Source organism: Acetobacter sp. UBA5411 (assembly GCF_002409645.1).
Lineage (GTDB): Bacteria > Pseudomonadota > Alphaproteobacteria > Acetobacterales > Acetobacteraceae > Acetobacter.
In genome coordinates this window covers 33,924-50,372 of record NZ_DHNR01000040.1, presented here as the reverse complement: position 1 = coordinate 50,372, position 16,449 = coordinate 33,924, and the positions used below count along the sequence as shown (strand labels likewise).

Annotated in this window: 17 protein-coding genes; 4 read left to right on the top strand and 13 right to left on the bottom strand. The window is 59.5% G+C overall.

Translation table 11 applies throughout. The features are described from left to right. Positions 1-81: 81 nt before the first annotated feature. The 8 genes from B3759_RS13935 to pstC form a co-directional block, all read right to left on the bottom strand. Positions 82-1,392 (bottom strand): DUF763 domain-containing protein, encoded by a 1,311-nt coding sequence (locus tag B3759_RS13935; RefSeq protein ID WP_291366726.1) that lies wholly within the window; start codon positions 1,390-1,392, stop codon positions 82-84. 319 nt (positions 1,393-1,711) lie between these two features. Next, positions 1,712-2,728, bottom strand: coding sequence for a phosphate ABC transporter substrate-binding protein PstS (pstS, locus tag B3759_RS13930; RefSeq protein ID WP_010666134.1), 1,017 nt, complete (start codon positions 2,726-2,728; stop codon positions 1,712-1,714). A gap of 186 nt (positions 2,729-2,914) precedes the next feature. Next, on the bottom strand, positions 2,915-4,093 hold the full coding sequence (locus B3759_RS13925; RefSeq protein ID WP_291366723.1) for a sensor histidine kinase: 1,179 nt from the start codon (positions 4,091-4,093) through the stop codon (positions 2,915-2,917). Positions 4,094-4,123: 30 nt separating this feature from the next. Next, positions 4,124-4,837, bottom strand: coding sequence for a phosphate regulon transcriptional regulator PhoB (gene phoB / locus B3759_RS13920; protein WP_291366722.1), 714 nt, complete (start codon positions 4,835-4,837; stop codon positions 4,124-4,126). Between the two features lie 5 nt (positions 4,838-4,842). Beyond that, positions 4,843-5,544 (bottom strand): phosphate signaling complex protein PhoU, encoded by a 702-nt coding sequence (gene phoU, locus B3759_RS13915; protein ID WP_010666137.1) that lies wholly within the window; start codon positions 5,542-5,544, stop codon positions 4,843-4,845. 12 nt (positions 5,545-5,556) lie between these two features. After that, complete coding sequence (pstB, locus tag B3759_RS13910; RefSeq protein ID WP_099348819.1) at positions 5,557-6,348, bottom strand: phosphate ABC transporter ATP-binding protein PstB; 792 nt, start codon at positions 6,346-6,348, stop codon at positions 5,557-5,559. A 4-nt stretch (positions 6,349-6,352) separates the two neighbouring features. Beyond that, complete coding sequence (gene pstA, locus B3759_RS13905) at positions 6,353-7,243, bottom strand: phosphate ABC transporter permease PstA (RefSeq protein WP_291366718.1); 891 nt, start codon at positions 7,241-7,243, stop codon at positions 6,353-6,355. A 1-nt stretch (position 7,244) separates the two neighbouring features. Then, positions 7,245-8,186 carry a phosphate ABC transporter permease subunit PstC gene (gene pstC, locus B3759_RS13900; protein ID WP_231368053.1) on the bottom strand — a complete coding sequence of 314 codons (942 nt, stop codon included), beginning with the start codon at positions 8,184-8,186 and terminating at the stop codon, positions 7,245-7,247. 343 nt (positions 8,187-8,529) lie between these two features. On the opposite strand from pstC, the gene B3759_RS13895 reads away from it, so the two are divergent. From B3759_RS13895 to B3759_RS13885, 3 genes are all read left to right on the top strand, one after another. Continuing rightward, on the top strand, positions 8,530-8,805 hold the full coding sequence (locus tag B3759_RS13895) for a DUF333 domain-containing protein (protein WP_026200140.1): 276 nt from the start codon (positions 8,530-8,532) through the stop codon (positions 8,803-8,805). Next, positions 8,802-9,623 carry a nitroreductase family protein gene (locus tag B3759_RS13890; RefSeq protein WP_291366717.1) on the top strand — a complete coding sequence of 274 codons (822 nt, stop codon included), beginning with the start codon at positions 8,802-8,804 and terminating at the stop codon, positions 9,621-9,623. Before B3759_RS13895 ends, B3759_RS13890 begins: the two co-directional genes overlap by 4 nt. Before the next feature lie 150 nt (positions 9,624-9,773). Beyond that, positions 9,774-10,079, top strand: a complete 306-nt coding sequence (locus tag B3759_RS13885; protein ID WP_291366716.1) for a hypothetical protein — start codon at positions 9,774-9,776, stop codon at positions 10,077-10,079. A 56-nt stretch (positions 10,080-10,135) separates the two neighbouring features. On the opposite strand, the gene leuD is transcribed toward B3759_RS13885, so the two are convergent. The 5 genes from leuD to B3759_RS13860 all read right to left on the bottom strand — a co-directional run bounded on the left by leuD (position 10,136) and on the right by B3759_RS13860 (position 15,055). Beyond that, positions 10,136-10,756, bottom strand: a complete 621-nt coding sequence (gene leuD / locus B3759_RS13880; RefSeq protein WP_291366714.1) for a 3-isopropylmalate dehydratase small subunit — start codon at positions 10,754-10,756, stop codon at positions 10,136-10,138. A 25-nt stretch (positions 10,757-10,781) separates the two neighbouring features. Then, positions 10,782-12,188 carry a 3-isopropylmalate dehydratase large subunit gene (leuC, locus tag B3759_RS13875; protein ID WP_291366712.1) on the bottom strand — a complete coding sequence of 469 codons (1,407 nt, stop codon included), beginning with the start codon at positions 12,186-12,188 and terminating at the stop codon, positions 10,782-10,784. Positions 12,189-12,494: 306 nt separating this feature from the next. Continuing rightward, positions 12,495-12,671, bottom strand: a complete 177-nt coding sequence (locus B3759_RS13870) for a hypothetical protein (protein ID WP_291366710.1) — start codon at positions 12,669-12,671, stop codon at positions 12,495-12,497. A gap of 38 nt (positions 12,672-12,709) precedes the next feature. Next, positions 12,710-13,108, bottom strand: coding sequence for a hypothetical protein (locus B3759_RS13865; protein WP_291366708.1), 399 nt, complete (start codon positions 13,106-13,108; stop codon positions 12,710-12,712). Positions 13,109-13,258: 150 nt separating this feature from the next. Then, positions 13,259-15,055, bottom strand: coding sequence for a tetratricopeptide repeat protein (locus B3759_RS13860; protein ID WP_291366707.1), 1,797 nt, complete (start codon positions 15,053-15,055; stop codon positions 13,259-13,261). 379 nt (positions 15,056-15,434) lie between these two features. On the opposite strand from B3759_RS13860, the gene B3759_RS13855 reads away from it, so the two are divergent. After that, positions 15,435-16,280, top strand: coding sequence for a uracil-DNA glycosylase (locus tag B3759_RS13855; protein ID WP_291367055.1), 846 nt, complete (start codon positions 15,435-15,437; stop codon positions 16,278-16,280). Positions 16,281-16,449 lie beyond the last annotated feature (169 nt).

The following is a 16,449-nucleotide window of genomic DNA, read 5'->3' as shown; positions in this document are numbered from 1 at the left end:
TGTGATGAACTATCGCTCCGTCATAGTACAAACAGCGTCATATAGTCACCTGCCGAGATTGGTTCAGGGAACGGAACTGTCTCAAGACGTAAGAGCAAACCGGGGTGGCCTGCGTTTTTTCCCAGTCGGAGCTGTCACAGTTTTCGGTCGTTCTGCTTTTACTTTTGGTGGTGGCTCCCAGCCAAACACGCTCCGTCCACCATACGCATGAGAGCGCGTTCTTTCAGACGCAATATGCTCGTCCAGTGACGGACCTGAGACCCATTGCTCCAGATGTCGCGCCTGAACGTCCAGCCTGCGGATAGCCTCAAGCCGTTCCTCGTTCCCGAGACTCGCCTGTTCAACAGCGCCTTTCAGCATGGCAATCGTGCGATCATACACCTCTGTCGGCACAGGGAAGGGGTGACGATCTTTTCCGCCATGCGCCATGGAGAATCGTGCCGGATCGGCGAAACGGCACGGCGTTCCATGCACAACCTCCGCCACCATGGCCAGCGTTTCCACGGTTCTCGCCCCAACTCCCGGCGTTAGCAGCAGATCCTGAAAATCCTCCGGTCCCCGATCCGCCGCTGCGGCAAGAGCGCCATGCAGTCGTCGGATCATCACGTCATCAGAGCGCACATCGTGATGCTCCGGCATGACGAGGTGCGGCAACATCCCCTGTGCCGGCGCAGCCTGTTTCGCAGCTCTCAGTGCGGATACTTCACGCGCCACCTTGTCCGGTCCCAGATCACGCAACAGGTCCAGTTGCGCGATACGACTCCTGTCCGCACGGCGATCGGCGAGATTGACGATATTCCCCTGCGGTTTTCCGTCGATAGCGCTGTGAGGATCGGCAACGAAGCTCGTCAGACCTTCCGACAGCCAGTGATAGCGGCGGGCATAGCGGCTTTCCCCGTTCATACCCTGTTGCACGACTACCCAGCGGCCATCATCCGCCAGAACGAAACTGTGTAGATACAGGTTAAACCCGTCCTGAACCGCAGCACTGTCGACCTTGGCGACCAGCCGGCTCGCACGTGCGAGCGCCGCACCATCCAGTCCGGTCATATCCGCTACAGCAGTCAGTTCATCCGGTGTATGGCGGGAATGTCGGCCTCGACCGCCACAGACATGCAGGCCCAGTTCATCGGACAAGGGTGCCAGCCCGCGCTTGAGGGCTCCCATCACACTGGTGGTGATGCCTGACGAATGCCAGTCCATGCCCATGACAGCACCAAAGGACTGGAACCAGAAGGGATGGGCCAGACGTCGCAGAAATTCATCGCGTCCGTAATGATGGACAATGGCCTGGGTGATCACGGCTCCCAGACTGCTCATCCGGTCGGCAAGCCATTGCGGTACGCGACCGCCATGCAGCGGCATATCGGCACTTCCGGATCGACGCGTCATGTCCACTCACCCTGCTTTCGCCTTGGGAAATGGTTTTATCAGTTATTCGTCATGCTTGGTATCGCAGTATCGGAAGCCGAGGTTCCATCTGTGATGGGACGCTTCCGAAACGACAGGTGGGATGTGTTCAGTCTGTATTCCTGATGGAACGGACTGACAGAAAGTATTCTGATTTTTACAGGGGATACAGTGCATGCCGTTCTCTGCCGAACTTCATGACCGGATCATTTCTCCGTAGGGCAGGGCATATCCTGTCGGCGAAAGCCTGACAGTTTTCAAAGGTGCTCCGGGTCTCAGCCCGGAGCGATAAGGCAAAATATTATTTCTTGCCCGGATAACCAGCTTCGATTTTCTGCTTCACGCTCTCAGGCAGAGCAACGTAATCGAGCTTCTGAGCCGTTGCATCACCCGTGCGGAAAGAATGATCGAAGAACTTGTAAACCGCATCGGCGCGAGCCGCGTCCTTCGGATTGGTCGGAACCAGAACGAATGTCGCGGACACGATCGGCCACACGTTCTTGCCAGCGCCGTTCAGCAGATCGACAGCGAAGTGGGAAGCATGATCCCAGTCAGCCGAAGCCGCAGCAGCGGAAAAGCTGCCGAGGTCAGGCGATACGAACTCGCCATCCTTGTCCTGCAACTGGACCGTCGGGATGCTGTTGCGACGGGCATAGGCATATTCGACGTAGCCGATGCCACCTTCGGTCGCACGCACGGAGGAACCGACACCGTCATTGCCACGCGCACCTGCACCACCAGCCCACTGAACGGATGTCGCAGCGCCGACCTGATCTTTCCAGTCAGCGGACATCTTGGTCAGGTAGGAGGTGAACACGAAGGTCGTGCCGGAGCCATCTGCGCGGTGCACGGGCGCAATGGCGGTGTCCGGCAGAGAGACGCCCGGGTTGAGTGCTACGATCTTCGGGTCATTCCAGTTGGAGATCTTGCCGAGATAGATATCGGCCAGCACGGAGCCGTTCAGCTTCAGCTGGTTGGATGCAACCCCCGGAATGTTGACGATCGGCACGATGCCGCCGATGACGGTCGGAAACTGATAAAGAGCGGAAGACGCCAGCTTGCTGTCAGCCATCGGCGCATCGGAAGCGCCGAAGTCGACTGTGCGGGCCGTCACCAGATTCTGGCCAGCGCTGGAACCAACGCTCTGATAGTTCAGGGAAACGCCAATCGCCGACTTCGCACCGTCACCCCAGGCCTGATAGATCGGTGCGGCAAAGCTCGAACCGGCGCCAGTGATATCGGCAGCATGCGCTCCGTGGGCCATGACCGGTGCCGCCGTCAGCAGAAGAGCGGTGAGAAAACGGGTTTTGTTGAGCATTCCCAACTCCATTGAAATAGCGCAGCGGCCGATGGGACCGGGCCGCCGATGCATCGCTCTACCTCACAGAACCTGTGAGGGAAAATGATGTCTTCATGACAATCCCCTGAAAACTGACACTGATTCCGCGTCTTTGCCAGAGGACCGGGACGAGAAGGCTGACTATTGGGAAAATGGTGGATGGACCTAGCCGCGGATTTCGCGTTCGCAGGGTAGCCAGACCTCGCAGCGGGTGCCCTGTCCGATCCGGCTGGTGATTTCCAGACATCCGTCATGTCGATCCACGATATGCCGGACAATCGCCAATCCAAGCCCATAGCCGGAGGCGGGCGCGTTGCTGCGACTCCCTTCCACCCTGTAGAAGCGCTCTGTCAGACGTGGAAGGTGCTCCTCGGCGATGCCGACACCGTTGTCCTGCACGACAAACGCCACTCCCGGTCGTCCCAGAAGGATCTTTTGTTCCGCAGACACGGAAATCCTGACGGGACGGCCGTCAGTGCCTGCATATTTCACAGCATTTTCGACAAGATTTACAAGGACCCGAATAATCTGCTCCTGATCTCCGGGAACGGGGATATCCGTCGCTTTTGCCTCTAGCTGCACATTCTTTGCCGCGCACAGACTGCTCAGTTCATCACGGACAAGCTCGATGACCTGTTTTGCATTCATGCTGCCCCGTGGCTTGCGGTGTTCCAGCATTTCGGCGCGGGACAGTTCCAGAAGCTGCTCGATCAGGCGCTGCATCCGGTGCGCCTGAGCCGCCATGATCGCCAGAAACTGCTGCTGGGCGGCCGGGTCATCGGCGGCGGGACCGCGCAGGGTCTCGATGAAGCCGATCAGGGCCGTCAGTGGTGTGCGCAACTCGTGGCTGGCATAGGCTACGAAGTCGGAACGCATCCTCTCAACGGCGTCCCGCTCAGAACAGTCCGTCAGAATGGCCAGAATATGGGCCGGTCCGGTCGCCAGCACTTCCGGTAACAGACGGAGATCAACCCGCACGACCCGGCGTACAGGGACCGTCAGCACAAACTCGGCGCTGGCCTGAACCGTGACGCCATTGAGATACCGCATGGCTGAAAACACGTCCGGATAACGCATGATCGTGCCAAGAGTGTCGCCAAAGGCTTCGCGTGCCTCGATGTTGGCGAAACGAAGCGCGCCATGACCGTCCAGAAGGACGGCTGCTTCTGGAAGAAGATCGAGCACTTCTTCCAGAGAGACCGAGGATGTGCCGACTTCTTCCCGCCTGGCTCGCACGCTGCCGGGCAGCACGCGGGACAGGCTGCGTCCCCGTAGAATCCATCCGGCCAGTCCGCCCATCAGCCCGACAGGAAGCAGGCAGGCCACAATATCTGCCGCCGTCATGTCCCGCTCTTTCCGAGAAGCGCGGGGATGTTATTCGCCCTCGCTGTCCAGCGCGTAACCCGCCGAACGCACGGTACGGATCAGATCCTTCTCGTCTGGTCCGTTGATCTCCTTGCGTAGCCGCCGGATATGCACATCCACGGTGCGGATTTCGACATGGATGTTCTCGCCCCAGATCGACCGCAGGATTTCCTCCCGCGAAAAGACCCGGCCCGGACGACGCATGAAAAACTCAAGCAGACGAAATTCCGTCGGCCCAAGCTGCACGGAGCGTCCGCCACGTTCCACGCGGTGCTTGACCAGATCCAGAACGATGTCCTCGAACGCCAGTGTTTCCGCAGGAGCCTGAGTCCGGCGCAGCAACGCCTTGATGCGGGCTTCCAGCGTCGCCATGCTGACAGGCTTGGTCAGATAGTCATCCGCGCCTGTTTCGAGACCACGGATCGAATCCGCTTCCTCGGCGCGGGCCGTCAGCATGATGATTGGCAGTTCGTGGCCGCCGGGAGACGCCCGAAAGCGACGGCAGAGATCAAGCCCGCTTGCCCCGCCGGGCAGCATCCAGTCCAGCAGGACCAGAGCCGGGCGGAAGCTGGAAAAGGCAGCTTGAGCGGACTCGCTGTCGCCAGCGACCTCGACCCGGTATCCCTGCTTTTCCAGATTGTAGCGCAGCATGACCTGCAGGGCAGGATCATCCTCCACCACAAGGATACGCAATCCACTGTTACCGGATGTCTCCGACATCATATTCCTCAGGATGCAGGGTGGTGGCCGCGACCACCGCGAGGGCGAACGGCAGGCAGCATTTCGCCCGTTACGGCATAATAGACACGCTCGGCGATGTTAGTGGTGTGATCGCCGATCCGTTCAAGGTTCTTGGCCACGAACAGCAGATGGATGCAGGTCCCAATATTACGGGGGTCTTCCATCATGTAGGTCATCAGTTCACGGAACATGGCCGTGTAGAGTTCATCGACCGCCGTGTCGGACTGCCAGACCGCAACAGCGCCGTCCCGGTCCTTGGTGGTCAGGGCGTCGATGGCGCGGCGCAGGTTGTTCTGCACCAGATGCCCCATGTTTCGCAGACCCACGAGGGAGATGTTGCCCTCCGTCTCGAGCTTCATGGCCCGGCGGGCGATGGAGGAGGCATAGTCGCCGATCCGTTCCAGATCGCCGGTAATCTTCAGGGCCGCGACAATGGTGCGGAGATCGACAGCCATCGGCGAGCGCAGGGCGAGAATACGGATCGCCAGAGCCTCGGCTTCCCGCTCCAGTTCGTCGACTTCCGGGTCAAGCTCGGGTGGTTCCAGAGCGGCTTCCTCGTCCCCATCCACCACGGCTTTCACGGCCTGTGCTGTCTGGCGCTCGACCAGTCCACCCATCCGGGCCATGAGGCTGCCGAGATGCTCGAGTTCCTGTTCGTAGCTTTTGACGGTGTGTGTCGATTCAGTCATCGCCTGCTCTCCTCAGCCAAATCGACCGGTGATGTAATCCTGCGTCCGTGTCTCTCTCGGCGCTGTGAACATCCGGTCAGTGCTGTCCATTTCCACAAGTTCACCAAGATAAAAGAACGCGACCTGGTCCGCGCACCGTGCTGCCTGCTGCATGTTGTGCGTCACAATGGCGATGGTGAACTCTTTTTTGAGTTCATCAAGCAGTTCTTCGATACGGGCCGTGGAGACGGGGTCGAGAGCACTTGTCGGTTCGTCCAGCAGCACGACTTCCGGACGGGTGGCGATGGTACGGGCGATGCAGAGCCGCTGCTGCTGGCCACCGGACAGAGCTGTCGCGGAAGCCTTCAGGCGGTCCTTCACTTCTGTCCAGAGCGCGACGCGACGCAGCACGTCCTCGACACGCCCGTCCATCTCGGAGCGGGAGAGTTTCTCATGCAGTTTCACGCCGAAGGCGATGTTGTCATAGATCGACATCGGGAATGGCGTCGGTTTCTGGAAGACCATGCCCACCCGGGCGCGCAACCGGTTAAGGTCAATGCCCTGACCGATGATGTTGCGTCCATCAAACACCACCTCGCCGGTGGCGCGCTGGCCGGGGTAGAGATCATACATGCGGTTGAGCACGCGGAGCAGCGTGGATTTGCCGCAGCCGGAAGGACCGATCATGCCGGTCACCTTGCGGCGGGCGAAATCCATGGAGATGTTACGAAGCGCCTTGTGCTCGCCGTAATAGAAGTCGAGCGATTTCACGGAGATCGCCGGTTTTTCCGCGACAGCCTGTCCGTTGTCTGTCTGGGTGGTCATTTGTTTACGCTCCCTTACGGCCAAAGCCGACACGGACAAGAATATTGATGATCAGGACGCCTACCGTGACCAGCAGGGCACCGGTCCATGCAAGCTGGACCCAGTCATCAAAGGCGGAACCAGCATACTGGTAAATGGTGACCGGAAGGCTGGCCATCGGGCGCGCCAGACTGACGGACCAGTCCAGATTGCCCAGAGAGGTGAACAGCAGCGGCGCGGTTTCACCCGCTACGCGGGCTACGGCCAGCAGCACACCGGTCAGGACGCCGGTGCGGGCCGCACGCAGGCAGATAAAGAGAATGACGCGCCACTTAGAGGCGCCCAAACCGATGCCCGCTTCCCGCAGGGACACAGGCACCAGACGCAGCATGTCCTCCGTCGTGCGGACCACGATGGGCAGCGCCAGAATCGCCAGCGCCAGAGAGCCGGCGAAACCGGAGAACTGCCCTGTCGGCACGACGACCAGCTCATAGATGAACAGACCGATCAGGATCGATGGTGCGGACAGCAGCATGTCCGAGACAAAGCGCGTGGTGCTGGCCATCCAGCCGCGTCCATAATCCGCCAGATAGATGCCACACATCATGCCGATCGGTGCGCCGATCAGGATTGAAACCGCAGTCTGGATCAGGCTACCGACAATGGCATTCGCCAGTCCGCCGTTCAGTCCCGGCGAGGCGGTCGAATGGGTGAAGGTGATCAGCGAGAGACCACCTGCGCCGCGTATGATCAGCGTGAACAGGATCGAGCCCAATGCAATCAGCGCTACAGCCGTCGCGCAGAGGCTGAGCACGGTCGCCAGACGGTCCATCAGACGGCGACGCATCGCCAGCGAACTGTTGACCTTCCAGCCATCAGTTACGACGGGCTGAGTCGTGTCGTTCAACTGCGTCATGTCAGCGTCCCTCCTTCTTGCCGGACACGCCCAGCAGAACACGGGAAATAGCCAGCGCGATGAAGGACAGTCCCATCAGGATTGCGCCCAGCGCCATCAGTGCCGACAGCTTGACGCTGCCAGCCGGACTCTCGGGAAATTCGAGCGCGATCAGGGAGGCGATGGTGTTGCCCGGCGCGAACAGCGACCAGCCGATCTTGTTGGCGTTACCGATCACGAAGGTGACAGCCATCGTCTCGCCCATCGCACGGCCCATGCCGAGCACGACACTGCCGACAACAGCACTTCTGGACCAGGGCAGGATGACGTTGCGCATGACTTCCCAGCGCGTGGCCCCAAGCCCGAAACCGCTTTCCTTGAGCACGGCGGGGATGGAGGTGAACACATCGCACATGACCGCCGTGACGAACGGCATGATCATGACGGCGAGGATCAGACCACCCGTCATCAGGCCCGTACCGAATGGTGCGCCTGCCACCAGCGCCTCAATGACGGGAACATGACCGAACCAGTGATGCAGGGTGGGCTGCACATAACGGGCGATCAGCGGCACGATGACGAAGAAGCCCCACATGCCGAAGATGATGGAGGGGACCGCCGCGAGAAGTTGCACGGCCATGCCGACAGCGAACGAGATGCGGGCAGGAGCCATCTGCGTCAGCCAGAACGACGCGCCAAAGGCCAGAGGCACCGCGACGACAAGACCGATCAGACTTGTGACGATCGTACCGAAGACGGGGGCCAGCGCACCGAAGTGCTGGGTGACAGGGTTCCAGACGGAGGTCGTGAAAAAGGAGGGGCCGAAGGTCTCGAAAGCCTTCATCCCGCCACCGATCATGACGAGAATAATCCCGCCGAGCAGCAGCAGGACACCAACACCCGCCGCCGTCACCAACCATCGAAAAAAGGAATCGCCATTCAGACGGGATCCGGCTTCAAGCATCGTCTCTCGCGCTTCTGTGCTTTCCGGCGGCTTCCCGGGAACTGTTCCAGCCGTCCGCGCTATACCGTTCATGAATCAGACGCTCCGCTTTCTGATACGGCCCGACCATTACTTAACGGTCATCAACCGGGCAACCGTGGAATGACATGCGGGTTCATGACATTTTTATTGCGACCGATGTGAAAAGCCCGCCTGACCGGTATTTTTCTCCTGCATCACCTTCCTGCGGAGCCTTATTTTTAGCCGGGATTCTGTTCATATGGGATCAGACTGTCCCGTGATTTTCCCTTATCCCGCTCACGCCTTAAGGTGCATGATGAACGCAACAGAAAACAGACAGATCATGACATCCAGAAAAATCATGACGGCAGGCGCATCCGCTCTGCTGATCGGCGGACTGGCTGCCTGCACAGATAGCCATCACCCTCGGGAACGGCGGATCGGTATGGCCAATCCAGCCTCGGTTTACTGCCAGAAAATCGGCGGTCGGCTCGAAATGCAGCAGGGACCGGACGGTGTGCGCGGCATCTGCCATCTGCCGGACGGTACCAGCATGGACGAATGGGCCCTGTTCCGGCGTGATCATGCGGCTCCCACAAAAGGAGACGAGCCTCGATGACAGATCGTTTCAACGCGCTGTGGGAAGAACGCTACGGACCTGACGTGCCTGTGCCATCCGTCACACCGGATGCGATCACGGAAAGCCTGATGGCCCACCGGACCGTGCGCGCCTATCTCGACACACCTTTGCCGGAAGGGGCGCTGGAAGCAGCCATTGCTGCCGCGCAGTCGGCATCTTCTTCCTGCAATATGCAGATCTGGAGCGTGGTGGCGATCGAGGATCAGGCCCGCAAGGACCGGCTGGCGGCGCTCGCTGGCAATCAGGCTCATATCCGGCAGGCACCCCTGCTTCTGGTTTGGCTGATCGATTTCGGACGCCTGAAACGATTGGGTGATGCCGAGGGTAAGCCAACGGAAAACCTCGAGTATCTCGATACGTTCATGGTCGGCGCAGTGGATGCGGGCATTGCCGCGCAGAATGCTGTCGCTTCTTTTGAAGCCGCCGGTCTTGGCATCGTCTATCTCGGAGCGATGCGTAACAATAGCGAGGCCGTGGCGAAGGAACTCAACCTACCGCCCCTGACAGCCGTGGCGTTCGGCCTGAGCGTCGGTTTTCCGGACCCCGACAGGCCGGCCCACATCAAGCCACGCCTTGCTCCGTCAGTTGTGCTGCATCGTGAGCAGTATGACGCAAGCGGAGAACAGGAAGGCATCGCCCGTTACAACGATGTCTATGCGGCTTTCCAGAAGGCTGAAGGTTTGCCTGAGAAACGCTGGGCGGACGCGACATTGCCCCGTCTTGCTTCACCCAATGTGCTGCATGGACGGGACCAGCTACGGGATGTGCTGGAAAAGCAGGGGTTTCGCCTGCGGTAACCCTGACATGTTTTGACATATCTCTGTGGGAGCAGGATGCTCCGCAGGCATTTTCGGTGAACACGGTGAGCGGGTCCTGCTCACCGGTCGTTCTGTTCCGAAAAGCCGTGGGCGGAGAATGCGTCCGCTCCGGCATAAGGAGTGTCAGACATGTCAGCCTACAAAACCCTGCGCGAAGCCATTGAAAAGAAAAGCGCGGTCAACTTCACCCTGAGCGGCAAGGCCCAGAGCGGTTCACCCCATGCGCTCGGCAAGGGCGACAATGTGGAAAAGGTCCTGATGTATCGCGGTGAAGATGCGCACGAAAAGCGCGTGCCGCCACAGGGCGAATGGAGCTGCATTGCAGTCTCCGATCTGTCCGACGTGGAGCTTGCTCCCGGTGTGCCGTTCCATGTTGGCCACCCGCCAGAGAAGCATCGGGCGGAAATCCGCGAAGTCGATATCGAACTTAGCTAAATCGCTCGTCAGGACCGTTCCCCGCCTTCATGCGGGGAACGTCTTTTTTTATGCAGTCAGACGGCGATCTTAGGGAACCAGGGCTCGTCCTGCTTCCGCTTTGTCTCGAACGCTTCAATGGCGTTTTCGCGCTTCAGCGTCTGACCAATATCATCCAGCCCTTCAAGCAGCAGATGCTTGCGCAGCGGATCGATCTCGAAACTGATTTCCTGCCCGTCCGGACGAATGACGACCTGACGCGCCAGATCGACCGTGATCCGGCTGTTCGAGCCCTGCGAGGCGTCGTTCATCAGTTCATCACAGACTTCACGCGGCAGACGGATCGGCAGGATGCCGTTCTTGAAGCTGTTGTTGAAGAAGATGTCGGCAAAGGACGGCGCGATCACGCAGCGGATGCCGAAGTCGAGCAGCGCCCAAGGCGCATGCTCACGCGAGGAACCGCAGCCGAAATTCTCGTGCGTCACAAGGATCTCAGCCTTGCGGTAAGGCTCCTTGTTCAGCACGAAATCCGGATTTTCCGAACCGTCCGGGCGGTAACGCATGCCGTCGAACGCATGCACGCCAAGGCCGGTGCGCTTCGTCGTCTTGAGGAAGCGGGCCGGAATGATCTTGTCCGTGTCGATATTGGCCTCGGGCAGAGGTGCCGCGATGGCCGTCAGAGTGGTGAATTTCTCCATCGGTCTTCGTCCTTCCCTGCCGAAATCAGTTTGTAAGCTCGCGGGCGTCGGTCAGTACGCCGGTCACCGCCGCCGCCGCCGCCATTGCGGGAGACAGCAGATGCGTGCGGCCACCCGGCCCCTGACGTCCCTCGAAGTTGCGGTTCGAGGTTGAAGCGCAACGTTGTCCCGGCGTCAGCTTGTCCGGGTTCATGCCGAGGCACATGGAGCAGCCAGCTTCACGCCATTCGAAACCGGCATCAAGAAATACGCGGTCCAGACCTTCTTCCTCGGCCTGCGCCTTCACCAGACCAGAGCCCGGCACGATCATGGCGCGCACGCCATCAGCGACCTTGCGACCTGCGGCGATGGAGGCCGCAGCCCGGAGATCCTCGATACGGCTGTTGGTGCAGGAGCCGATGAACACCACATCGACGGGCGTTCCGGCAATTTTCTGACCAGCCTTCAGGTCCATATAGTCAAGCATGCGGACCATCTGTGCCCGTTTTGCTTCATCGGGTTCATCAGCCGGATCGGGCACCGTGCCATTGATCGGTAGCACATTCTCGGGGCTTGTGCCCCATGTCAGGCACGGTTCGATCTCTTCGGCCCGCAACGTGACTTCCGTGTCGTAGACCGCACCCTCATCGGAGGCGAGTGTCTTCCAGTAGGCGACGGCCTGATCGTAGCCTTCACCCTTGGGGGCGAAGCGACGTCCCTTCACATATTCGAATGTGGTCTCATCCGGTGCGATCAGACCAGCGCGGGCACCGGCTTCGATCGCCATATTACAGACCGTCATGCGGCCAGCCATGTCCAGCCCGCGAATGGCGGAGCCGCAGAACTCGATGACATGACCCGTGCCGCCAGCGGTGCCGATCTTGCCGATGATCGCCAGCACTACGTCCTTCGCCGTCACGCCGGGAGCAAGCTCACCTTCGACGGCGATCTTCATGTTCTTGGCGGGCTTCTGCAGGATGGTCTGGGTCGCCATCACATGTTCGACCTCGGACGTGCCGATGCCGAACGCCAGAGCGCCCATCGCGCCGTGCGTGGAGGTGTGGGAATCGCCGCAGACGATGGTCATGCCCGGCAGCGAGATGCCCTGCTCGGGGCCGACCACATGCACGATGCCCTGATTGGCCGACAGCAGCGGGAAATACGGAACGCCGAATTCCTTGACGTTGCGTTCCAGCGTCTCGATCTGATTGCGGCTTTCCGGTTCCTCGATCGGCTGGGTGCGATCGGAGGTCGGCACGTTGTGGTCCACAACGGCAATCGTGTTTTCCGGATGACGCAGCTTGCGTCCAGCCAGACGAAGTCCCTCGAACGCCTGTGGGCTGGTCACCTCATGCACAAGGTGACGGTCGATATACAGGATGGCGGTCCCGTCCTCGAGGGTATCGACAACGTGGTTGTCCCAGATTTTGTCGAACAGAGTACGCGGTGACATGGCCAATCCTGATTATCCCGAAATGAAGCAGACCTTTGCCTTCCGTCCATGCGAACCGTCAAGTTCGGTCCTGCGCAATGATGGTGCGCGCAGGGCGATGAAGCAGTGAGATCTACTCTTATATTATAGCACGCAAACAGTGGCTTCCCTATTCCGATCTTGCAGGGAACGTGAGGTGCGAAGGGCGCGAGATCAAGAAGGACCTTGTCCTCTCCGACTTTAATTTAACAAACCGGGATCAAAGAGGCTGTGTTCCTTTGTGGGGTTCGGGGCAAAGCCCCGAAACGAGATCAGTCATCTGTGTCATCAAAAAATGAAGGGGAGGAGCTTCCACCTGACCTCTTTCGACCAGTTGGCCCATTCACTGCGGGGCGCAAGCATCTTTTCCTCGGCGTTGATCCTCATGATCTGCATCCACCAGGTGAAGAGAAGAACCCCGGCGTTATGAGTTGTTGGATATTGCAGCAGAAAAGCCACCTGCATCAGAAGATAACCGGCATACATGGGATGCCGGATAACCCTTAAGGCCCGCCTGTTTTTAGCTGGCGCGATGCCGCGATGATTCCGAAGCTTCTGCGTAGGGACAGCTTGGCGGAAAGGCTGAGCAGGATGCCCAGTAGGGCCAGACTGCCGCACAGCAGACTGGGGAAAAGAGGCAAAACATGCGGCGTGGCAACGACTAGCAGACCAGCATATGTTCCCAGCACAGCAACAAGCCAGTCACGCCAGTTGTGGCTGAGAGGGCCGCGTTGCCGTGTGACCGTAAAAATCATGTCGAGCAAAGCTTCCGCCAGATAGAGGCAGGCCACGAAGCTATGCGTTACAAAGACAGGCGTGAAATTCGCAAAGAGAAAGTAACAGCCAACGCCAAGAAGCAGGAGCTTTTCGCTTCGTTCAATGAGAGATGCAGATGGCGTCATGAAGGAGGATATGTTTCAGTGCTGTAAGAGATTTCTTACATTGTGAAATAATCCGGTAAATATTTGATTGTCTGATACAACAAAGGTGAGACTTCTCCTGCTTCGACAGGAAACGCTCACCTTAATAATAAATGGTGTAATGCGGGTCTTTTACTGAACGACCGCTCCCCCCTGCTGCGGAGCGGCGGCAGTGTCCCGAATGGGGAATTTTGTCTTGATATCCGCCGTTCTGGCAAAATCCAGAGCCGACTGAATACGCTGCACATCATCAGGCTCAGGCTTCAGGCCGAGCGCGACATTCCACTGATCAATCGCCTCGCTTTTGCGTCCGAGATCCCAGTACGCCACGCCAAGGTGATAATTCACCTCCGGATCAAGCGGTGTCTGCTCTGCGGCCTTTTCGATCATTTCCGCACCGCGTGGCAGATCACCGGAGCGCAGAAGAACCCAGCCCAGACTATCACGGATCGCCGCGTCATCCGGGTCGAGGGCGAGCGCCCGTTTCAGAAGTTCGGTAGCCTCTGTCAGATGGAGACCACGCTGCGCCCAGCCATAGCCGAGAAAGTTCAGCAGGAGCGGTTCATCGGGAACCATCTTGCGGGCTTCCTGCAGATCCGCTTCGGCTTTCGGCCAGTTGTTGGTGCGCTCGTAGGCCGCCGCCCGTTCGAACAGCAGGGTCCAGTCAAGAGACTGGCTGGCACGGGCGTTGGTGATGGCCTTGTTGAATGCGTCGATCGCAGCGGGCCAGTCCTTGCTTTCGGAGAGGATGGTGCCGAGCGAGCGGATGGGCAGCACGAGGTTTGGCGCGTCATGAGCCAGACGTTCCAGCTTGGCGCGGGCGTCCGCATGGTTGCCAAGCTGATCTTCCAGCATGGCCACGCGATACTGTGCGACACGGATCAGGGGATTGGTGTCTGGCAGATCCTGCAACACCGCGATGGCGATATCCTTGTGCCCCAGACTTTCTTCAATCTCTGACAGCATCAGGCGGGCGATGGCGAGCGTCGGGTCAAGGGTCAGCGCCATGCGCAGCATCATGGCTGAGGCGATGTTGATCTGCTGCATGCTGTCCACTTCCGGCGCATGCAGGGCCTGCTGGCGGAGAATGAAGGCGACCAGTACATAAGCATGCGCCACGCCGTCACGCGCAGTCGGTACGGGAGGTGAGTCGATGGCAGCCTGTAGCTCAGGCTCTGCCAGAGACAGGACAGTGTCGCTACCCGTCGCCGCACGGAGCAAGTCGCGGGCTTCGCTCTGATGGCCAGTCTGCCACAGAAGGTTGGCGCGTGCGCGGTTGATCAGAAGGTCGCTGGCGGGAAAGAGCTGGTTCGCCTTGTCGAACAGCGTTTTGGCCTGTCCGGTGTCGCCGGCAAGCAGAGCAATCAGCGCGGCGTGGCCGACATAGAAAGGCGCGGCAGGAGATGTGCTGTGTTTTGGGGAGGTGAGAAGCGCAATGGCGTCCGTGTATTTCTTCTCACCCGCCAGACACCATGCCTGTAGAAGAGGGGAGAGGATGTTGGTCAGCGCGTCGGAGGGCATGCTCCGATAGGCTTCGGACGCTTCTTTCCAGCGATCATGCAGCACGGCGTCGTTGCCGAGAACAAAGGCGGTCAGAATGCTGCGTCCACCTGCCTTTGCCAGAGTCTGGCGGGCCAGATCCACGGCGTTGGGCGCTCCGGCCAGAGCGGCTTCGGAGAAGGCCTGCCGCAGCAGGTCCATGTTATTCGGGTCTTTCGCCAGCGCCGCGCTGTAAGCTTGGGCGGCCGTGGCGTAATCATTGGCCCGGGCGGCGATGAGTCCCACCAGAAAATCTGGCGTATCGATCGGCGTAAACGGTGCGGATTCTGTCTTCGTTGGGGTGACCGGCGTTTTCTGTCCCGCAGCTAGCGCGCTACTGGACAGAAGAGAAGCCAGCAGCAGGGCGGACAGGACAGGACGAATTGGCATGATGGCGATGAGCCCCTGACGATGTGTGAATGGGATGGTGGCATCCCGTGGCTGTAACAGCCATGAGAAAGATTTAACCCGGCAAGCGCGATCGGCCAACCACGAGCATATGTGGCTGATGAAGTTTGAAAAAAGATGGATGGTGGAAAAGGTTCCCGCGGTGTCCCTTCATGATGTTGTCGTCATCGGAACGAAGGCGGGAAGCTTACCCGGCCAGAAGGTGCCTTGAGGGCGATGGTTACGCCCCCTGCTGGAAACGGTGTCCTGTTTCCTTCGATCGTCCAGTCGAATGTAAGTGATCTTGTGTCGACAGGGGGACGGGCAACCACTCTTTCCTCTATAGACGGAATCAGCAGAGAGTGTGGAGAGTCTGGTGACCATGGACGCTGGTGCGGTTGCGGCGCTGCTGGAGTTGCAGATTGAGTGGGGCGTTGATGTCCTTCTCGATGAGGAGCCCCATGACCGGTTTGCCGAGTGGGAGGCCGAACAGGCGGCGCGTGTGGCGCATCAGACGACGGCCCCGGCGATTGAGCGTGCTGTTGTCAGGAGTAATGAACCGCGATCACCAGCCGCCCGCAAAGAACTGCATTCCCCCGCTGCTGCATTATCGGCGGCTCCTGAAGCCACATTGCGGGCGCTGGACGGGATCACAACCATTGAGGCGCTGGAAAAAGCCATTGACGGGTTCGTGGCCTGCAATCTGCGCGGCACGGCGACTCACACCGTTCTGCCCCGTGGTCCGGTCGGCGCACGGGTGATGGTGATCGGGGATGCGCCTGATGCCGATGAGGACAGAAGCGGGGTCGTTTTTTCAGGAGAATCCGGCGGTCTGCTGGGGCGTATGCTCGCCTCGATCGGCCGGACCCGTGAGGAGATGATTCTGGCTCCGGCGATTCCCTGGCGACCACCGGGCGGACGCCCTCCATCTCCCGTCGAGGTTGCGCAATGCCTGCCGATGCTTCTCAGGAGTATAGCCCTCTACCAGCCTGAAAGACTGCTCCTGTGCGGTGGTCTCGCGACCCGCATGATCCTCGGGCCGGACATCAATCCCACCCGGGCGAGAGGCAGCTGGCGCACGACCGCATGGGGTCCGGAGGGCGGACCGCAGAGGCCCGTCATGGCAATGAGACACCCCTCACAGTTGCGGGCAGGGGCGACCGCTCGCCGTCAGATATGGGATGATATGTTGTTACTTGCGGTAACACTCGATGGCACCGTGAATTAAGTAACGTAATAGTGGAATAATGAAGGCGGGTCGGCAGGAATAGAATCAGGTAGAGGCATCTCTCTACCACTTGTGACAATCACAGGAATTCAAGCGTTTGCAAGGAGTATTCCTGAGTGAAGCTTGCCTGTTGCCGTGCGATGATTGTCAGCAAGCTTGCATTTTGCAG